We start from the raw sequence: 17,570 nt of genomic DNA on the forward strand, positions 1-17,570 counted from the left end.
TTTCGACATTTGTCAATTCTTTATTGTTCTTTTACAAAACTAAGCCTTTATCCGATGACTACCTACTCTTTACTCCAATTCTATGTCTATCTTTCTTAACCAATTTGCGGCGTATTCTTCTGCTTTTTCTTCTTCATAAGCTTCCCATTTAACTAGCTCTGCCTCATGTTCAAATAATATATTCTTAAAGTTTCTCTCAGGTTGATTACTATTTAAAGCATTTAACAACTTATCTCTAAGATTTTCAGAACATACAATTTCCTTAGTAAAACTGACCATTATATTATGGTTATATGTTTCATCAGTATTAGGTATTAGGATATAACGTTCTTCTTCATCATTTTTTACAGAATATGCATCTTTTAATAATTCTCTTTGCCACTGCTCTAACTCCTCCTCATCCTGCTCTCCTTGTATTACCTTATCTAGTTCGGAAGGAATATTTATAATATCCCCTGTATAAGTGTCCAAATATTCCTTTGCTAGATCATCCTCATTAAATGAAAATGATTGTACAAGTAATTCTAAATCGATTTTTAGTTTCTTCATTATTTCCTCCTTATGATAGCTTTTTCATTACTACCTATTAATTTAGACAAAATTACTATTAATAAACATAAGTATATCATCGAATACTTCATCCTTGTCATTACTTTTACATATAATGTGATTTGAATTATTATAGTATTTAATCATCTTTTTTTCTGATGACACATTCGAATATATATAATCTGCACTCTTATAATGCACCGTATCATCCAACAGTCCTTGTGTAACAAATACTGGAGATTTAATTTCTTTAAATAGAGGTTTTGTTTTTATTAATAATATCTTAAAGTTTATCATAGATGAAAAAGGAATCCTAATCATTGCTTTAATATAATGCTTTAGATTTTTAAATGTTTTTGTTCTAAAATCCCCTACTATATTTGAGCATATTCTTTTTATATCCCAATGATATATTGGTGTGCTAAGTGTTATAATCCCAGATATTTTATGCTTCTGCGCAATATTTGCTGCTATGAGCCCTCCCATAGAAAATCCAATAATAACAACCTTTTCACATTGTCCTAAAAGCTCTATCAAGCTTTTTTCAGCAGAATTAATCCAATCAATATAATTTGTCTTAATCAAATCCGATGGATTTCCTGTGTGCCCTTTTAGCTTAGTACATACTGTCGTAAATCCTTGATCTAATAAAAATTTGCTTAAAGGACTAATATCCTCTACAGTTCCAGCAAAACCATGTATTATAAGAATTCCAATTTTTTTATTCATATAATCATTTGCTCCTACATTATTTATCATTCAAAATTAACTTTTAGTGTAATTTTACACTAAAAGTTAATTAAAGTAAATATTATATAAGGAGATTTTGATTTCACTTAGAAAATCTATATTTATTATTTTTGTAGACATTCATTTTATCATCATATAAAATGACACTTTCAATATTGATACAAAATTATAATATTGAAAGTGTCATATATTTATTTTAAAAATTTTATGCTTTACATATTTTATATGTAATTACCTTGTAATCACTGATATACTACGTCTAATTATTATAGTAAAGGCTTTCTGATGGATACTCTGGGTCACAGGTTACATCTATTCCAAGCTTTCTAAAGGTCTGTTCATCATTTGCACTTAAAATTGTAGTTGAATGTGCTTGGCATCCTTTAAGCATCACTAACTTTTCCATTGCAACTTGTGCCATTGGATTTGTAGCAGCACATATACTAAGTGCTATTAATACTTCTTCGCAGTTTAAAGCAGTATTTTTGCTACCTAATGTTTTTGACTTTAGATTTATAATTGGCTCAAGTATAACTGGAGATAAAAGGTGCATTTCATCAGGTATATTTGCAAAATATTTTACAGCGTTTAAAACTACAGCAGCTGTGGCATCCAGTACATCTGAACTTCTACCAGTTAATATTGTTCCATCATTAAGCTCCATTGCTACAGCTGGACAAATATCATTTTTATTTGATGCTTCCTTTAATTTAGCTGAACGTTCTCTTGCAGGGATAACAACCTTTCTGTCTTCTTGTTTAAGGTTAAGTTCTTCCATGATAAGTTTTGCTCTTTGGAAAGTTTCCTTGTCTACATAACCCTTTTTATACTCACAACCAGTTTTAAAATATCTTCTAATTATTTCTTGCTTAGATGCTTCTTTAATAACTTCATCGTCAATAATGCCAAAACCTACTCTATTAACTCCCATATCTGTTGGAGATTTATATACAGACTCTTCACCTGTTATCTTTTCAATAATTCTTTTAAGTACAGGGAATGTTTCAATATCACGATTATAGTTTACAGTTATTTCATTGTAAGCATCAACGTGGAATGAATCAATCATATTTACATCCTTAAGATCTACTGTTGCAGCCTCATATGCAATATTTAAAGGATGCTTTAGTGGAACATTCCATACTGGGAATGTTTCAAACTTTGAATAGCCCGCTACATTACCACGCTTATATTCGTGATAAAGTTGGCTAAGACAAGTTGCTAGCTTTCCACTTCCTGGGCCTGGTGCTGTTACAACAACAATAGGCTTTGTTGTTTCAATATATGGATTTTTACCATATCCTTCATCACTAACAATCTTATCTACATCTGTAGGATATCCTTCAGTTGCTCTATGGGTATATACTTTTATACCTCTACGTTGAAGTTTATTCATAAAAACAGTTGTTGCTGGTTGTCCATCATATCTAGTAATTACAACACTGTTTACATCAAGATCATATGCTCTTAAGTCATCAATTAGTCTTAAAACATCCATATCGTAGGTGATTCCAAAATCACCTCTTATCTTGTTTCTCTCAATGTCTCCTGCATATACACAAATAACAACTTCAACCTTTTCCCTTAGCTTATGAAGTAGTTTAATTTTTGCATTTTCATCGAATCCAGGTAAAACCCTTTTCGCATGAAGGTCAAATAACAATTTTCCACCAAACTCCAAGTACAGCTTATCATAGTTATTAACTCTTTCTAAAATGTACTTTGATTGCTCTTCTAAATATTTCTTATGGTCAAATCCTATATTCATTTTTACTCCCCACCACACTAAAATTATTATACAATTATTTTATCATCAACATTTTTCTATAAATACTAACAATAAACATAACTTTACAACTTATTATTATTACACAATTTTAGTTTAAAGTAAATAATATTATATTTTCTCCGCAATTATGTTATCGTAACTAAATAGCCCAACTGGATTCAATCTTAATCCTAACACATCCTTTCTATATCCTACCCCAGTCTTAGGGTGGTATAGAGAGATCCACGGCATATCATCTATTATCATATTTTGAACTTCTTCATACATGGTACGCTTTTTATTAGGATTTATAAGTTTTTTTGCCTCTTCAAGTTTTTTAATAACTTCAAGGTTCTTGTATCTAGACAAATTCGCAACATTAGCATGATTGAATATTGGCTGTAAGAAATTATCTGCATCTCCTGAATCCGCAATCCATCTACTTACACATAAATCACATTTTTTAATACTTTCAGGTTTCAAATATTCAGAAGGTGGTACTCTTACAAGGTTACAGGAAATTCCCACAGAATTTAAATTTTCTACAATATAGGTAGTTATTTTATTGAAAAGTAATGATTCGCTATCATCTCTGTATAGTATATTAATACTTTTACCATCTGCATTGTTTTTTCTTAGCAATTCCTTAGCGAGCTGAGGGTTATAGGCAGTTAGCGGAAGATAGGAATTGTCTAATATACCCGGGGGAATTGGTCCCCTTGCCTCTTCTCCCATGCCTCCGAGGAGTTCATCAACTATTCTTTTTTTGTTTATAGCAAGATTTAGTGCTTTCCTCACTTCTTTATTAGATGCAAATATTGAATTAGACTCTAAATTAAATCCAATATAATAAGTCCCCATTATAACTGATGTACTTGTGGTTAGATAGTCTACACTTTTTATCTTCTCCATATCCTCTTTGTTATCTATAACCATAAAATCATATTCTTTATCTATAAGTTTTTGCGAAGAAGTTTGACTGTTAAACTTAATTTCTAACTTATCTATATAAGGAGCACCATTAAAAAAATCTTTAAATGCAGCTAATGTACAATAATCTTCACCTTTTTTCTCTAAAGTAAATGCACCACACCCAACTATATTACCCTTCTCTAATTCATCTCTATCCATAATGGCACAAAAGTATTGCCCGAGGTTTAATAAGAATCCACTGTATGGATTCGACAATTTTATAGAGACACAATACTTATTTATAACTTTTATTCCACTTACAGAGGAAGCTCTTTTATTTTTAAATTCCACTGCTCCTTCTATATCTTCTAATATCCAATTATTTGGTGAATTAAGATCCGGGCTTAATAATCTTTCAAAACAGTATTTCACATCTTCCGCTGTTACTTCTTTTCCATTGTGGAATTTAGCACCTTTTCTTAGATTAAATATCCATGTACGATTATCATCCTCTACATACCAATTCTTGGCAATCCCAGGAGATATTTCGCCCGAATTACCTATTGTAAGAAGCTCTGCATGTAAATTTGAAAGTATATTCCCTATCTCAAAATCAAAACTCAAAGCTGGATCATAGGTTTTAGGAACTACCTTTAAGCAAGTTTTGAGAACTATATCCTCTTTATTTTGCAAATCTAGCATTTTCAAAAAATCATTAGTAATTATTTTCAAATCTTCTGAAACCTGCGACAGCGAAAATAGTGAAGTTTTAGCATACTGAGTGTTTAGAGACGCTACTTCTATTACAAACATCAGTTTTCCAGAGGTATTATTCATATCATCTGTAGAATAGATTACATTTTCAAGACTTTTAGTTTGCATTGAAACTGCAGTGACAATTTCTTCTGCTACAGTATTGCTTGTATTCACCGACTCAGTAATATTTTTAAAGACTTTTAAAGTATTATTAGCTATATCGGAGCCCCTTTTTACTCTTTCCATAGTTTTATCCATAGCTAGTATGGTATTTCTTATGCTTTCATTAATTTCTTGAATAGTACTAGATATATATGAAACAGATTCCATACTTCTTTCAGCTAAGTTCTTAACTTCTGTAGCTACAACTGAAAAACCTCTTCCAGCTTCCCCAGCCCTTGCAGCCTCAATAGATGCATTTAGTGCAAGTAGGTTAGTGTTATCTGCAATATCTTTTATTACATCAAGCATATTGTTTATATCTGCAGCTTTATTATTAAGATTATTTACTACTGATTTTGAATAATTAACGGATCCCTCAATGTCTCTCATTGCTTTTATAGATTCATTTACAGCTTCACTGCCGTCCTCAGATACCTGCAGGGTTTGAGTATAAAGCTTTTTTGAACTCTCTATGCTTGAAGATACTTCTTCCGCAAGAGCCGAATATGTATTAATTTCGTTTACAACTTTATCTATAGATCCCAACTGCACTTCAACGTATTCTGAAATAGTATTAATTGTTGATATAAGATTTTCTACCACAAAGTTAGTTTCACTTATTTTATTATTTATTTTATCAACTATGCATTTTTCATTATGTGCAAGTAACGAAAGGTTGTTATCGCATAATATGTCTTTACTATTGCTAGAATCTGTTTCTATGCTCTTTTTTCTAAATGTAAACATCAGATTACCTCCTTGGCTGAATATAATCTTTAGCGCCCCTTTATATCTATTATTAGTTTTATTTTTCTTATATTAAATATTTTATGTTTATATATACTTCGTAAATATCTCTAAAATCTTTAAATTATGTAAACATAAGCTTCTAGATATATTCCCCTATGTAAGCTAACCTTTGACTTCAAAGCATTAAAACAAAGAGAATTCTAATTCCTTAGAATTCTCTTAAAATCCACCTTATTTATATAGACATAAATAAGCTGTTTCTTCCTTAACTTTTACTTCGAATTTATTATTTGCTTCTACAATAAAAGTTTCATTTTGCTTAAATTCTTTCCATTCATCGCTTCCTGGAAGTTTTACAGCCATAGCTCCACTTGTTACTGTCATGAACTCTTTACTTGAAGTTCCGAACTCATACTCCCCTATTGCCATAACACCTATAGTTGCAGGACCATCTGCTGTAGTAAAAGCAATAGATTTTACTTTTCCTTCAAAATATTCATTTGTTTTAAACATTATTATTTCCCCCTGAATATGCTATTATTTAGACATCTCGATGGACTTTTCAGTACATTTTCTCATAGCAGAAATAACTGCATTTCTTAACCCTTTTTCTTCAAGAGTTGCTACTGCTTCTATAGTTGTTCCTCCTGGAGAACAAACCATATCTTTAAGATCTCCTGGGTGCTTTCCTGTACTTAATACCATTTTTGCTGCACCAAGTACTGCTTGCGCTGCAAATTTATATGCTTGATTTCTTGGCATTCCATCTAATACCGCCGCATCTGCCATAGCCTCAATGAACATATAAACATAAGCTGGTGATGAGCCACTAACTGAAGTTACAACATCCATTAGCTTTTCACTTACTATCTCAGCTTTACCAAAGCTTTCAAATATATTAACTATTTCTTCTCTTTCTTCTGCAGTTACCTTCTCATTTGGACATAAAGCTGACATTCCTTCTCCAACTAGTGCAGGAGTATTAGGCATAACTCTTACTATCTTAAGTTTTCTACCAAAGGATTGCTCAGTGCTTTCAATAGATTTTCCTGCTGCAATTGTTACAATAACAACATTTTCTTTAACATGATTCTTTATTCCTTCGATAACAATTGGATATAGATTAGGTTTTACTGATAGTATTATTATATCTGCAACTTTTGCAACATCATTATTATCAGTAGTTATTTTTACTCCGTATTCGTCAGCAGTAGCTTTTAAACTTTTTTCATTCAAATCTGCTACCATTATATTTTCTGGAGAAACAATATTTGCTTTAATTATGCCCCCTATCATTGCTTGACCCATGTTACCGCATCCTACAAATCCTATAACCTTATCCATATTAATCTTCTCCCTTATTCAAATAAATTACTAGCAACAGCCGCAATCTCCAAAGGACTGTTCAGTTCTTTCGATTATCTCATCTTGTAATACTTTATCAAGATTATTAAAGTAATCACTATATCCAGCAACACGAACTATAAGATCTTTATACTCATCTGGATTTTTTTGTGCTTCTAAAAGAATCTTTTTATCAACAACGTTAAATTGGATATGATGTCCATCCATTGTGAAATAAGATCTTACTAAGCTTGCCATGTTGTCTAAACCTTTTTCTCCCTCTACAACTGATGGAGTAAACTTCTGATTTAACAGAGTTCCACCTGTTCTTAAGTGATCCATTTTAGCTGCTGATTTAACAACTGCTGTTGGTCCATTTAAGTCTGCACCCTTTTCTGGAGAAATGCCTTCTGAAACTGGCACATGTGCTTTTCTACCATTTGCACTTGCTCCCATAACAGAACCAAAGTAAACGTGGCATGTAGTTGGAAGCATATCTATTCTATAACTTCCTCCTCTTCCATTCTTTCTTCCATTTACTTCATAGTAATAAGCATCAAATACATCTCTCATCACTGAGTCTGCATAATCATCATCGTTACCATACTTAGGAGTTTTATTCTTTACTAAATTCAATATGTCTTCATGACCTTCAAAGTTATTCTTTAATGCTTCCATAAGTTCAGCCATAGTTACATTGTTTTTATCAAAAACTTGATATTTTATAGCTGATAAACTATCTGTAATCGTTCCTATACCAACACCTTGAATATAGCTAGTGTTGTATCTAGCACCACCTGCATTGTAATCCTTTCCTTTAGAAATACAATCGCTTGTTACTACTGAAAGGAATGGCACAGGCATCATAGTTGCATATAATCTTTCTATAACTCTGTTTCCTTTTACCTTTATATCAACGAAATGTTTAAGTTGTTTCTTAAAGGCTTCAAGTACTTCTTCATAACTTTGGAAGTTAACAGCCTCTCCAGTTTCTATTCCTAACTTTTTTCCAGTCATTATATCAAGACCGTTATTTAATGTTATTTCTAATATCTTTGGAAGGTTAAGATATCCAGTAAGAATATATGCTTCTTTACCAAAAGCACCAGCCTCAACACATCCGCTTGTTCCACCGCATCTAGCATCTTCTATAGACTTTCCTGCTCTGACTAGTTCTTGCGTAACTGCGTCTGCATTGAACATTGAAGGCTGTCCCCAACCTTTTCTTGATATTTCACAAGCTCTCTTAACAAATTTTTGAGGGCTCTTTTTACTTACTTGAACATTGGAGCTTGGCTGCAATAATGTCATTTCGTCTATTACATCTAATAGAAGATAACTTACTTCATTGACTCCATCTGAGCCATCTATTTTTACTCCACCTACATTAATGTTTGCAAAATCTGTATAAGTTCCACTTTCTTTTAGTGTTATACCTACTTTAGGAGGTGCAGGCTGATTGTTGAATTTAACCCAGAAGCATTGTAATAATTCTTCTGCTTGTTCTCTTGTTAATGTGCCTTCCTCTACTTCCTTTTCATAGAATGGATTTAAGTGCTGGTCTAGTCTTCCTGGGTTATAAGCATCCCATGGATTTAATTCTGAAATAACACATAAATGTGTAAACCAATAGGATTGAAGTGCTTCTCTAAAGGTTCTTGGAGCATTAGCAGGTACATGACTGCATATCTCTGATATTTCAAGAAGCTCTGCTTTTCTAACTGGATCTTCTTCTTTTTCTGCTAATTCTTTAGCATATTTTGAATAGCGCTCTCCTAAAGCCATTACCGCATCACAAGCTATATCCATAGCTTCAAGTTGGTGCTTTTTATCTAAAGCTTCATCATCTTCATAGAAATCTAATTTAGCCATAGCCTCTGCAATGTCTTTTTTGAAATCTAAGAAACCTTTTTTAAATATCTTGTCATCTCCAGTAGTATGTCCTGGACCTCTTTGCTCCATAAACTCTGTGAATATTCCTGCTGCATAGCACTCTTTCCACTCATCAGACATTCTCTCTAAAATCTTATGTCTCATGGATCTTCTTTCCCAATGTGGAATTATAATTTCTTTTTGAAGTTTTTTAGCCTCCTCATCAACTTTGAAAAATATTCTCTCACGTTGATCCATTACATCAAAATCTTCAAGTGTATGGCAGCATAACTCTGGATAAGTAGGTGTTGCTGCTGGAGCTTCCCCTCTTTCTCCAACTATTAATTCACCATCATTGATGCATAGTTGCTTTCTGGACATTAACTCCTTTAAAACTAATGCTCTTAATATTGGAGTCGGTACTGATCCTTCATACTTTTTGTAAACTTCATCTTCAATTATTGCTCTTTCCATAGAAATACGTGGAATTGCATTTACACTTTGTGCCCTTAACTTTTTTACTCTTTCAGTCATCATAATTAATTAACCCCCTATCTCAACTCTTATTCCAGCTTTTTTAAACTTGTCTTTTATTTCAGCCATCCTTTCATTGGATGGTTTTTCCTGACCAGTTAATTTATATTCCATTTTAAGTCTTTTATACTTGTCCATACCCATTTTATGATATGGAAGCAAATTCACTTGTATGATATTTAGACTTGATATAAATTCTATAGCTTCATCTACATTCTCATCATCATCGTTAACACCAGCAACTATAGGCATTCTTACGTATATATTGTACCCTTTATCTGAAAGCTTCTTTAAGTTTTCCAATATGTTAACGTTTTCTACACCCATATATTTAACATGCTTTTCATTGTCCATAAGCTTAAGATCATATAAAAATAAATCTACTTTGTCAGCTATTTTTTCAAATTTATCCCATGATGCAAATCCACTAGTATCTACTGCAGTATGAATGCCTCTAGTTTTGCACCTCTTTAACACTTCCTCAAGGAAATCTGAATAAATCAAAGGCTCTCCACCGGAGAATGTAACCCCACCGTTAGATTCGTTATAGAATACCTCATCCTTAATAATTTCCTTCATAAGTTCTTGTACCGATACGTCTTTTCCCACGTACTCCTTAGCACTATTTGGGCAAAAATCAGTACATTTTCCACACAGTATACACTTAGTTTCATCTATTTTGGGATAACCATCTTGAAGTTCAATAGCCTTTTGCGGACATCTTTTCAAGCAAGCTCCACAACCTGTACATCTTTCTTGAAAAAACATAATCTCGTACTTTTGATTTTGGCTTTCTGGGTTGTGGCACCACCAGCATTTTAAAGGACATCCTTTAAAAAACACTGTTGTACGAATGCCCGGTCCATCATGAACAGAATACTTTTGAATATTTATTACAGTTCCTGATCCCATTTTTATCACCTCCTAAATATTGATTAACTATATAATAATTGTGTTACACTTTTAACAAACCTCTTTAAAAAATATAAGATATTATAAACAGAGTTCTTGGCATCAGATGGAGTTTGTCTGCGACCACTGGGCAATTCTGCCCGTTAAATGCCATTTAGGCATTTAACCTCCACCTGATGCTTAGAAATCGTTATCCAGGGATGTACTCGCTCTTTATTCCCACTTTGAGAAAAGCAGAGAACCAAAATCTATAATTTTGTGTGAATCGCTTTCACAGAGTGCGTGGGAATATTAGAGCGGGTAGTCATCGGATAAAATATCTTATATTTTTTTATTCTCTATTTTTTGAACATATTAGGAGTATGCACCGTTAATATTTTAACTGTTCTAGTGGTATAATTTGCCCAATTATGTACAATGTTTGAGCTATAATGGGCACTATCTCCTGGAAATAACTCTTGCTGCTCACCATTTATAATTAAAGTAAGAATTCCTTCTAAAACATATACAAATTCTTCACCTTCATGCTGATATGAATTAATATCTTCTTCACATTTAGTTGGAAGTATTTCTATTAACCTAGGTAATAAATTTTTATTTTCAATATCATTAGTTAGATGATAGTGTATGAATTGATTATTATCTACTTGAAACACTTCTTTTTCATAACTACGAATTATAATTTTTTTGTTATTTTTTTTACTTTCAAGGAAATAGGCTAAGTTAACCTCTAAAGCTTTAGCAATATTATTTAGAGAATCAATAGCTACAGTTGTAAGTCCCCGCTCTAGCTGAGATAAAAATCCTATAGATAAATTCGTTGCAGCGCTTAAATCTTTCAATGTTAGATTCTTATTTACTCTTAATTCTTTTATTTTCTTTCCTACATCTTCTGTCATGTTTCTTACCTCACATATTCTTAATATATATTATGATTTTATCCGATAGCTAATTAAGCTTCTGGATTCATTCAATCAAGAATTATATACTTTAATAAATCCCTACATAATTCTTAGTTTCACTTTATTATATCATAATTAGATAAAATGAAACCTACATCAGATGTATTTTGTCTTCAATTATTTAATAAAAATATAGTTAAATTAAATACCAAAGGTGAAAATTTAACTAGAGTAAATTTCATAGTTATAAAATTTTATTAACAACAACCTTCTCAATTAACATTATAATACATTTCCCTCTTAAAGTCTACGATTTTTTTCATATACATGAAATTAATTTTACTCGAGTAAAATAACAAATATAGTAATATGCTTATATATATTGTAATAAATATAAAAGAGCATGCTAACTGTATCTTTAACATGCTCTTTTAACTAATGCTAAAATTATTTAAATCTAACTTAACTTTAGATTTATATTTTAAATTTTAATATCAGTTCATTAAGTCTCTGAGCCAACTGAGACTGCATTTGTGCGGTCTCAGATATTTGACTCATGGCAATAACTGCTGTATTAACATTTTCTCCAATTTCATTAGAGCTTTCTGAAGATTTTTGGGACATCTGAGCCATATTTTGTACTGACTTATTTACCTCTGTAATAGTTGTTGCCAAATTTTCTGCCATTGTAGCTAATTCCTCAGACATATTGCTTACAAAGTCAGCATCATTTGCATACTCTTCTCCTACTTTTGCAAAAAACTTAAATTGTTCTGTTACATCCTTGTCCATAAATTTCAGTAGTTCATTGCTATTCTCTGATAAGTTTTTAAATGCTTGTTGTACTTTATCAATAGTTTCTTTAACTTTTGCAACTGCATCTGAAGACTGCTCCGCTAATTTTTTTACCTCATCTGCAACTACAGCAAAACCTTTCCCAGCCTCACCTGCTCTTGCTGCTTCTATTGCAGCATTTAAGGCAAGTAAATTTGTCTGTTCTGCTATGCTTGAAATTGCATCTGCCATTACTTTAATATCCTCTACGACTTTCCCTTCCTTAATAGAAGTCAATATTCTGTCTTCTTTTTCTAAATATACTTTTCTATTTTCTTTAATAGCTTCATTGCAATTGTTTTCTATTGAGTTTGATCTTTCTTTAATTTTTGAAGCATTGCTGCTGCCACTTAATGCCTTTTCAGATAGTGTATTAATACTATAATCTACAGTTTGTACAGAAGCTGATACCTGCTCCGCTGTTGCAGTAGACTCTTCAACCTTATTACCTATTTCTCTAGTATGATACTTCATAGTTTCAAGCTTAGATGTCATTTCTTGAACAGTAGCAGAAAGTTCTTCACTAGAAGAGCTTATTTCTGTAAATTCATCTATTATAGTTTTTATTAATTCTTTTACATTATCTTGAGCAGTGTTTAGTGCTACAGCAGTTTGTCCAAATTCATCTTCTCCAGTTACTGGAACAGGAGTTGAAAAATCATACCTTGCTAATCTCTCTGCTAATACCTTGATTTTATTTAAAGGTGCACTAATATTTTTTGACATGATAAAGCTTATAAGTATACCTACGGCAATTAAAATTACTGATAAAATACTTTGACTAAATTTTAAATAATTTAAATCATTAAATAGTTCAGATCTATTTATTGCTATTGCTATTGACCATTCTGTTCCCTTTATAGGTTTATAAGCTATATATTTTTCTACACCATTGTATTTATAACTTCCTATTCCCGCCTCTCCTGTTGTCATTTTCTTATGGATATCCGCTAATTCTTTCAAAGCAGGATTTTTCTGTGAATCTTTTATTACATTTTGCTTTTTATAAATTAGCTCTAAATCCTTATGAATAACTGTAGTGCCTTCCTTATTTATTGCAGCTGCATAACCTGTACTTGGAAGCTCTATGTCTTGTACAAAGGAATTTACCTTACTAGTATCTATAGTTGCTGCTAATACTCCTTTAACATTTCCATTAGTATCTTTTATAGGGACATAAATGTCAATAATTCCCGAGTTATCTGTTTTACTTTTTATAGGATTAGAAAATCCCTTTTTTCCCTTTAAAGCATCTTTGGAATATTCCAAATCTGATGCATTTGACACCTCATCATTTAAAGTATTATGTACTGTTCCATCTGTATAGATAATATTACATTTCTTGAACTCCCATTTCTTACATTCTTCTATTAGAATTGGCTTTTGAACATTCCAATCCATTGATTGAATTTGAGGTGAAAGTGCTATGTTTTGAACGATTTGTATATTGTTTAACATATAATTAGATATTATATGACTCAAATCATCAACTCTATTAGTCATTGAACTTTCTATAGATTTATTCATAGCCTTTTGCGATAAATAGTAAGATGTAGCACTCAATAAACCACAAGTTAGTAATATTACAAGTGACACTTGCAAAATAATTTTTATCGATACCTTTTTTATTCCCATATTTCATCCCCCATGCTCTTTTATGTTTAATTTACCTTATTATTAAATTTAAATTATTTTTAAATTTAATATGGTATTTTTTACATACAATACTATGTTACCACATTTTCACAGAAAAGTAATAATATTTTTTGTTTTTTGTAAGTTTTATATAAAAACTCCCATTTTGTGCGAAATTAATTATAAAAAATACTTTTTTCGTCCTTATTAACAGTTTAAAAGTTTCTCAATAATTATATATACCTATAAGAAAGAAAACTGTTGCCAAATTGTAAATAAGACCAAAAATCAACCTTTAAAGTTATAACCCCTTAGGCCTATGAAATGTTGAAATTTATATAAAAATGCTACATAATAAAAATAAATAGAAATTCCCACTTTTACTTATGTAAAAATAAGAACTAATTGTAAGACAATGTAGAAATTTACCCATTAGAATTTTGAGGTGATTTTGTGGAAAAGGATACACAGAATGTAAAGCAGTATTGGTTGAATTTTATAAAAGATAAAAATATAAATGATAATTTAGATGTAGATGTTAGTGAATCTTGGATAAGATGCAGACATATGAATATAGATCCTTTTAATTCATCTATTAAACAGGTTTCAGAACAAGAGCTATCTATAAAATTAAATCAAAATAAAGAATTAATAGATGTAGCAGAGCCTATTATGGAAAGATTATATAATATAGTCGAAGGATCTGGGTTTGTAATAGTGCTTACAGATAGAAAAGGATGCATAATTAAAATAATAGGTGATAAAGAATGGCCAAAATCTAAAGAATTACATCTTATATTAGGTTCATTATGGAGTGAAGAGTCTATTGGAACAAATGCCATAGGCACAGCTCTCCGTTTAAATAAACCTATACAAATAATAGGTGCAGAACACTACAATGTAAATAACCATTGTTTAACCTGTTCAGCTGCTGCCATCCATAATGAAGATGGCGAACTTATTGGATGTATTAATATGTCCGGAAACTATTCAAAGGCAAACTCTCATACTACAGGTATAGTTGTTTCAGGCGCCTACTCTATAGAAAGACAACTTGCTCTTATAAAGTCTAATAAATTGTTAAACGTAATCTTCGATTCCATGTCTGATGGTATGTTGGTTTTAGATAAAAACTTTAAAATAGTAAGAGCTAACAATACCGCAGCTAAAATACTAGGAGTACCTATAGAGGAAATATTAAACTTAAGTATAGATTCTATTTTAAAAAACATGGATGTAATTAAAAATAAATTAATTACAGAAAAAAATTATCATAATATGGACTGTAGTTTCTTTATTAGGAACAAAAGACTAAAATGTAGTATGAATGCTTTTCCCGTAATCATAAATGAGGTTATAAATGGAATGGTTATAACTTTTAAAGATGAAGGATCTGTTCATAAAATTGTAAATAGCATGGCTGGCTTTACCGCCTCTTACAAATTTGAAGATATAGTAACTAAGAACGAACTTATGAAGAAAACTATAGATCTTGCTAAAAAAGCATCCTTAACTAGCTGTAATATATTAATAGAAGGGCCAAGTGGTACAGGAAAAGAACTTTTTGCTCAATCTATTCACAATTACAGTAATAGAGGAAGCGGCCCCTTTGTAGCGGTGAATTGTGCTTCTCTTCCAAAAGAACTTATAGAAAGTGAACTCTTTGGATATGAGAAAGGTGCCTTCACAGGAGCAACTAAAGATGGCCATCCTGGAAAATTTGAATTAGCTAATGGCGGAACTATATTTTTAGATGAAATAGGTGAAATGCCCCTTGATATGCAATCAAAATTATTAAGAGTTTTAGATAACAATAAAATAACAAGATTAGGTGGTACCTACGAAAAAGTTTTAAATGTAAGAATAATAGCTGCAACTAATAGAAATTTAATTGAAGAGATAAATGATAAAAGTTTTAGAGAAGACTTATATTATAGATTAAATGTAATGAATGTAAAAACAATACCTTTAAAGGATAGACCAGAGGATATTGAAATCTTAGCAAATCACTTTGTACAAAGATTGAACTTAAAAACTTCAGGAGTTTTTAAATACTTAGATGAAAAATACTTAAAAGCTATAAGAGCTTATCATTGGCCAGGAAATGTAAGAGAATTGCGAAATGTAGTTGAGCGTTCTTATTACTTATGTGAAAGCAATAACATATCAGATGAGCTTTTATATGATTATATTGTCAAATATAAAACATCAACAAAGCTTCATGAGCACTCCATTAAAAAAGAGATTTTGACTATAGATGAATTCGAAAAACAAAATATTGAGATAACTATAAAAAAATGTAATGGAGATTTACTAAAGGCTGCCCGCATATTAAATATAAGTAGAGCTACTATATATAGAAGAGTAAAAAAATATGGAATAAATATAAATAAAATTCAAGCGGATGTTTTGTTGTAAATTTATTCCTCTCAAATTGTTAAAAATATAACTCAAATCTCAAGATTGAGACAAGATTATTCTCACTCTTGAGATTTGTTTGTTAAATAACATGAAAAGTAGCTGTTTTATATTTGGCATAGATTTTGCTTAATATTATCTATGTAAAATAAAAACGTGTTCTAGGGAGGAATATAAAATGGCAAGATTTACATTACCAAGAGATATTTATTTCGGAGAAAATTCTTTAGAGACATTAAAAACATTAAAAGGTAAAAAAGCTATAATCGTAGTTGGCGGAGGTTCAATGAAGAGATTTGGCTTTCTAGATAAAGTCGAAGGGTATTTAAAAGAAGCAGGAATGGAAGTAAAGCTATTAGAAGGTGTAGAACCAGATCCATCTGTTGAAACAGTTATGAAGGGTGCAGAAACTATGAGAGAATTCCAGCCAGACTGGATAGTATCCATAGGTGGAGGATCACCAATAGATGCAGCTAAAGCTATGTGGATATTCTACGAATACCCAGATTTTACTTTTGAACAAGCAGTAGTCCCATTCGGTATACCAGAATTAAGACAAAAAGCTAGATTTGTAGCTATACCATCTACAAGTGGAACAGCTACAGAGGTTACTGCCTTTTCAGTAATAACTGACTATAAAGCTAAAATAAAATATCCTTTAGCTGACTTTAATTTAACACCAGATGTAGCTATAATAGACCCAGCTCTTGCTCAAACAATGCCAGCAACATTAACTGCACATACTGGTATGGATGCTTTAACTCATGCAATTGAGGCTTATGTAGCAGGTTTAAGATCATATTTTTCAGATCCTCTTGCAATGCAAGCAATAGTTATGGTAAAAGAAAACTTATTAAAATCCTATAAGGGCGACAAAGAAGCTAGAGATGATATGCATATAGCTCAATGTCTTGCAGGAATGGCATTCTCAAATGCATTACTAGGAATAACTCATAGTATGGCACACAAAACTGGTGCAGTATTCCATATACCACACGGATGTGCTAATGCAATTTTCCTACCATATGTAATTCAATTTAATAAGAAAGCTTGTGCAGATAGGTATGCTACTATAGCTAAAACTTTAGGATTAGCTGGAAACAGTGAAGAAGAATTAGTAGTTTCATTAATATCTATGATTCAAGATATGAATAAGAATATGGATATTCCTCTAACATTAAAAGAATATGGAGTAACAGAGGAAGATTTCAAAACAAATTTAGATTATATAGCTCATAATGCTGTGCTAGATGCTTGTACTGGATCAAATCCAAGACCAATAACAGATGAAGAAATGAAAAAGTTATTTGAGTGTACTTACTATGGAGAAAAAGTAGAATTCTAGTTTGAAACTCTATAATCTAAAATCTCAAAAATGACACTTATATTTGTGTCATTTTTGAGATTTTGTTTTGTATATATGTTGAAAAATGCACGTTAAATTATTGGCATAGTTTTTGCTTATTAAAAAT

General features: G+C 31.2%; 12 protein-coding genes. 2 read left to right on the forward strand and 10 right to left on the reverse strand.

Features of this window, described 5'->3' with window-relative positions:
• Positions 1-69 precede the first annotated feature (69 nt).
• The 10 genes from I6U51_RS16885 to I6U51_RS16930 all read right to left on the reverse strand — a co-directional run bounded on the left by I6U51_RS16885 (position 70) and on the right by I6U51_RS16930 (position 13,680).
• Positions 70-549, reverse strand: a complete 480-nt coding sequence (locus I6U51_RS16885) for a UPF0158 family protein (protein WP_211143741.1) — start codon at positions 547-549, stop codon at positions 70-72.
• A 42-nt stretch (positions 550-591) separates the two neighbouring features.
• Positions 592-1,278 carry an alpha/beta hydrolase gene (locus I6U51_RS16890; protein WP_211143742.1) on the reverse strand — a complete coding sequence of 229 codons (687 nt, stop codon included), beginning with the start codon at positions 1,276-1,278 and terminating at the stop codon, positions 592-594.
• Between the two features lie 280 nt (positions 1,279-1,558).
• Positions 1,559-3,067, reverse strand: coding sequence for a DUF1846 domain-containing protein (locus I6U51_RS16895; protein ID WP_211143743.1), 1,509 nt, complete (start codon positions 3,065-3,067; stop codon positions 1,559-1,561).
• Positions 3,068-3,196: 129 nt separating this feature from the next.
• Positions 3,197-5,644 carry an ABC transporter substrate-binding protein gene (locus I6U51_RS16900; protein ID WP_211143744.1) on the reverse strand — a complete coding sequence of 816 codons (2,448 nt, stop codon included), beginning with the start codon at positions 5,642-5,644 and terminating at the stop codon, positions 3,197-3,199.
• A 234-nt stretch (positions 5,645-5,878) separates the two neighbouring features.
• Positions 5,879-6,160 (reverse strand): pyrimidine/purine nucleoside phosphorylase, encoded by a 282-nt coding sequence (gene ppnP, locus I6U51_RS16905; RefSeq protein WP_211143745.1) that lies wholly within the window; start codon positions 6,158-6,160, stop codon positions 5,879-5,881.
• 24 nt (positions 6,161-6,184) lie between these two features.
• On the reverse strand, positions 6,185-6,991 hold the full coding sequence (gene proC, locus I6U51_RS16910; protein ID WP_211143746.1) for a pyrroline-5-carboxylate reductase: 807 nt from the start codon (positions 6,989-6,991) through the stop codon (positions 6,185-6,187).
• Positions 6,992-7,021: 30 nt separating this feature from the next.
• Positions 7,022-9,400: a trans-4-hydroxy-L-proline dehydratase gene (gene hypD / locus I6U51_RS16915; RefSeq protein WP_211143747.1), complete on the reverse strand. Its 2,379-nt coding sequence runs from the start codon at positions 9,398-9,400 to the stop codon at positions 7,022-7,024.
• A gap of 6 nt (positions 9,401-9,406) precedes the next feature.
• Entirely contained in the window at positions 9,407-10,309 is a 903-nt protein-coding gene (locus tag I6U51_RS16920; RefSeq protein ID WP_211143748.1) for a trans-4-hydroxy-L-proline dehydratase activase, read from the reverse strand.
• Positions 10,310-10,647: 338 nt separating this feature from the next.
• A complete protein-coding gene (locus tag I6U51_RS16925; protein ID WP_211143749.1) occupies positions 10,648-11,208 on the reverse strand; it encodes a helix-turn-helix domain-containing protein in 561 nt (186 codons plus the stop codon).
• A 477-nt stretch (positions 11,209-11,685) separates the two neighbouring features.
• A complete protein-coding gene (locus I6U51_RS16930) occupies positions 11,686-13,680 on the reverse strand; it encodes a methyl-accepting chemotaxis protein (RefSeq protein WP_211143750.1) in 1,995 nt (664 codons plus the stop codon).
• Between the two features lie 453 nt (positions 13,681-14,133).
• Between I6U51_RS16930 and I6U51_RS16935 the strand changes: the two genes are divergently transcribed.
• Positions 14,134-16,098 (forward strand): sigma-54-dependent Fis family transcriptional regulator, encoded by a 1,965-nt coding sequence (locus I6U51_RS16935; RefSeq protein ID WP_343069696.1) that lies wholly within the window; start codon positions 14,134-14,136, stop codon positions 16,096-16,098.
• 178 nt (positions 16,099-16,276) lie between these two features.
• Positions 16,277-17,443 (forward strand): iron-containing alcohol dehydrogenase, encoded by a 1,167-nt coding sequence (locus I6U51_RS16940; RefSeq protein WP_211143751.1) that lies wholly within the window; start codon positions 16,277-16,279, stop codon positions 17,441-17,443.
• Positions 17,444-17,570: the final 127 nt, after the last annotated feature.

Origin of the sequence: Clostridium aciditolerans (assembly GCF_016316925.1) — a bacterium.
GTDB classification, from domain to species: domain Bacteria; phylum Bacillota; class Clostridia; order Clostridiales; family Clostridiaceae; genus Clostridium_AM; species Clostridium_AM aciditolerans.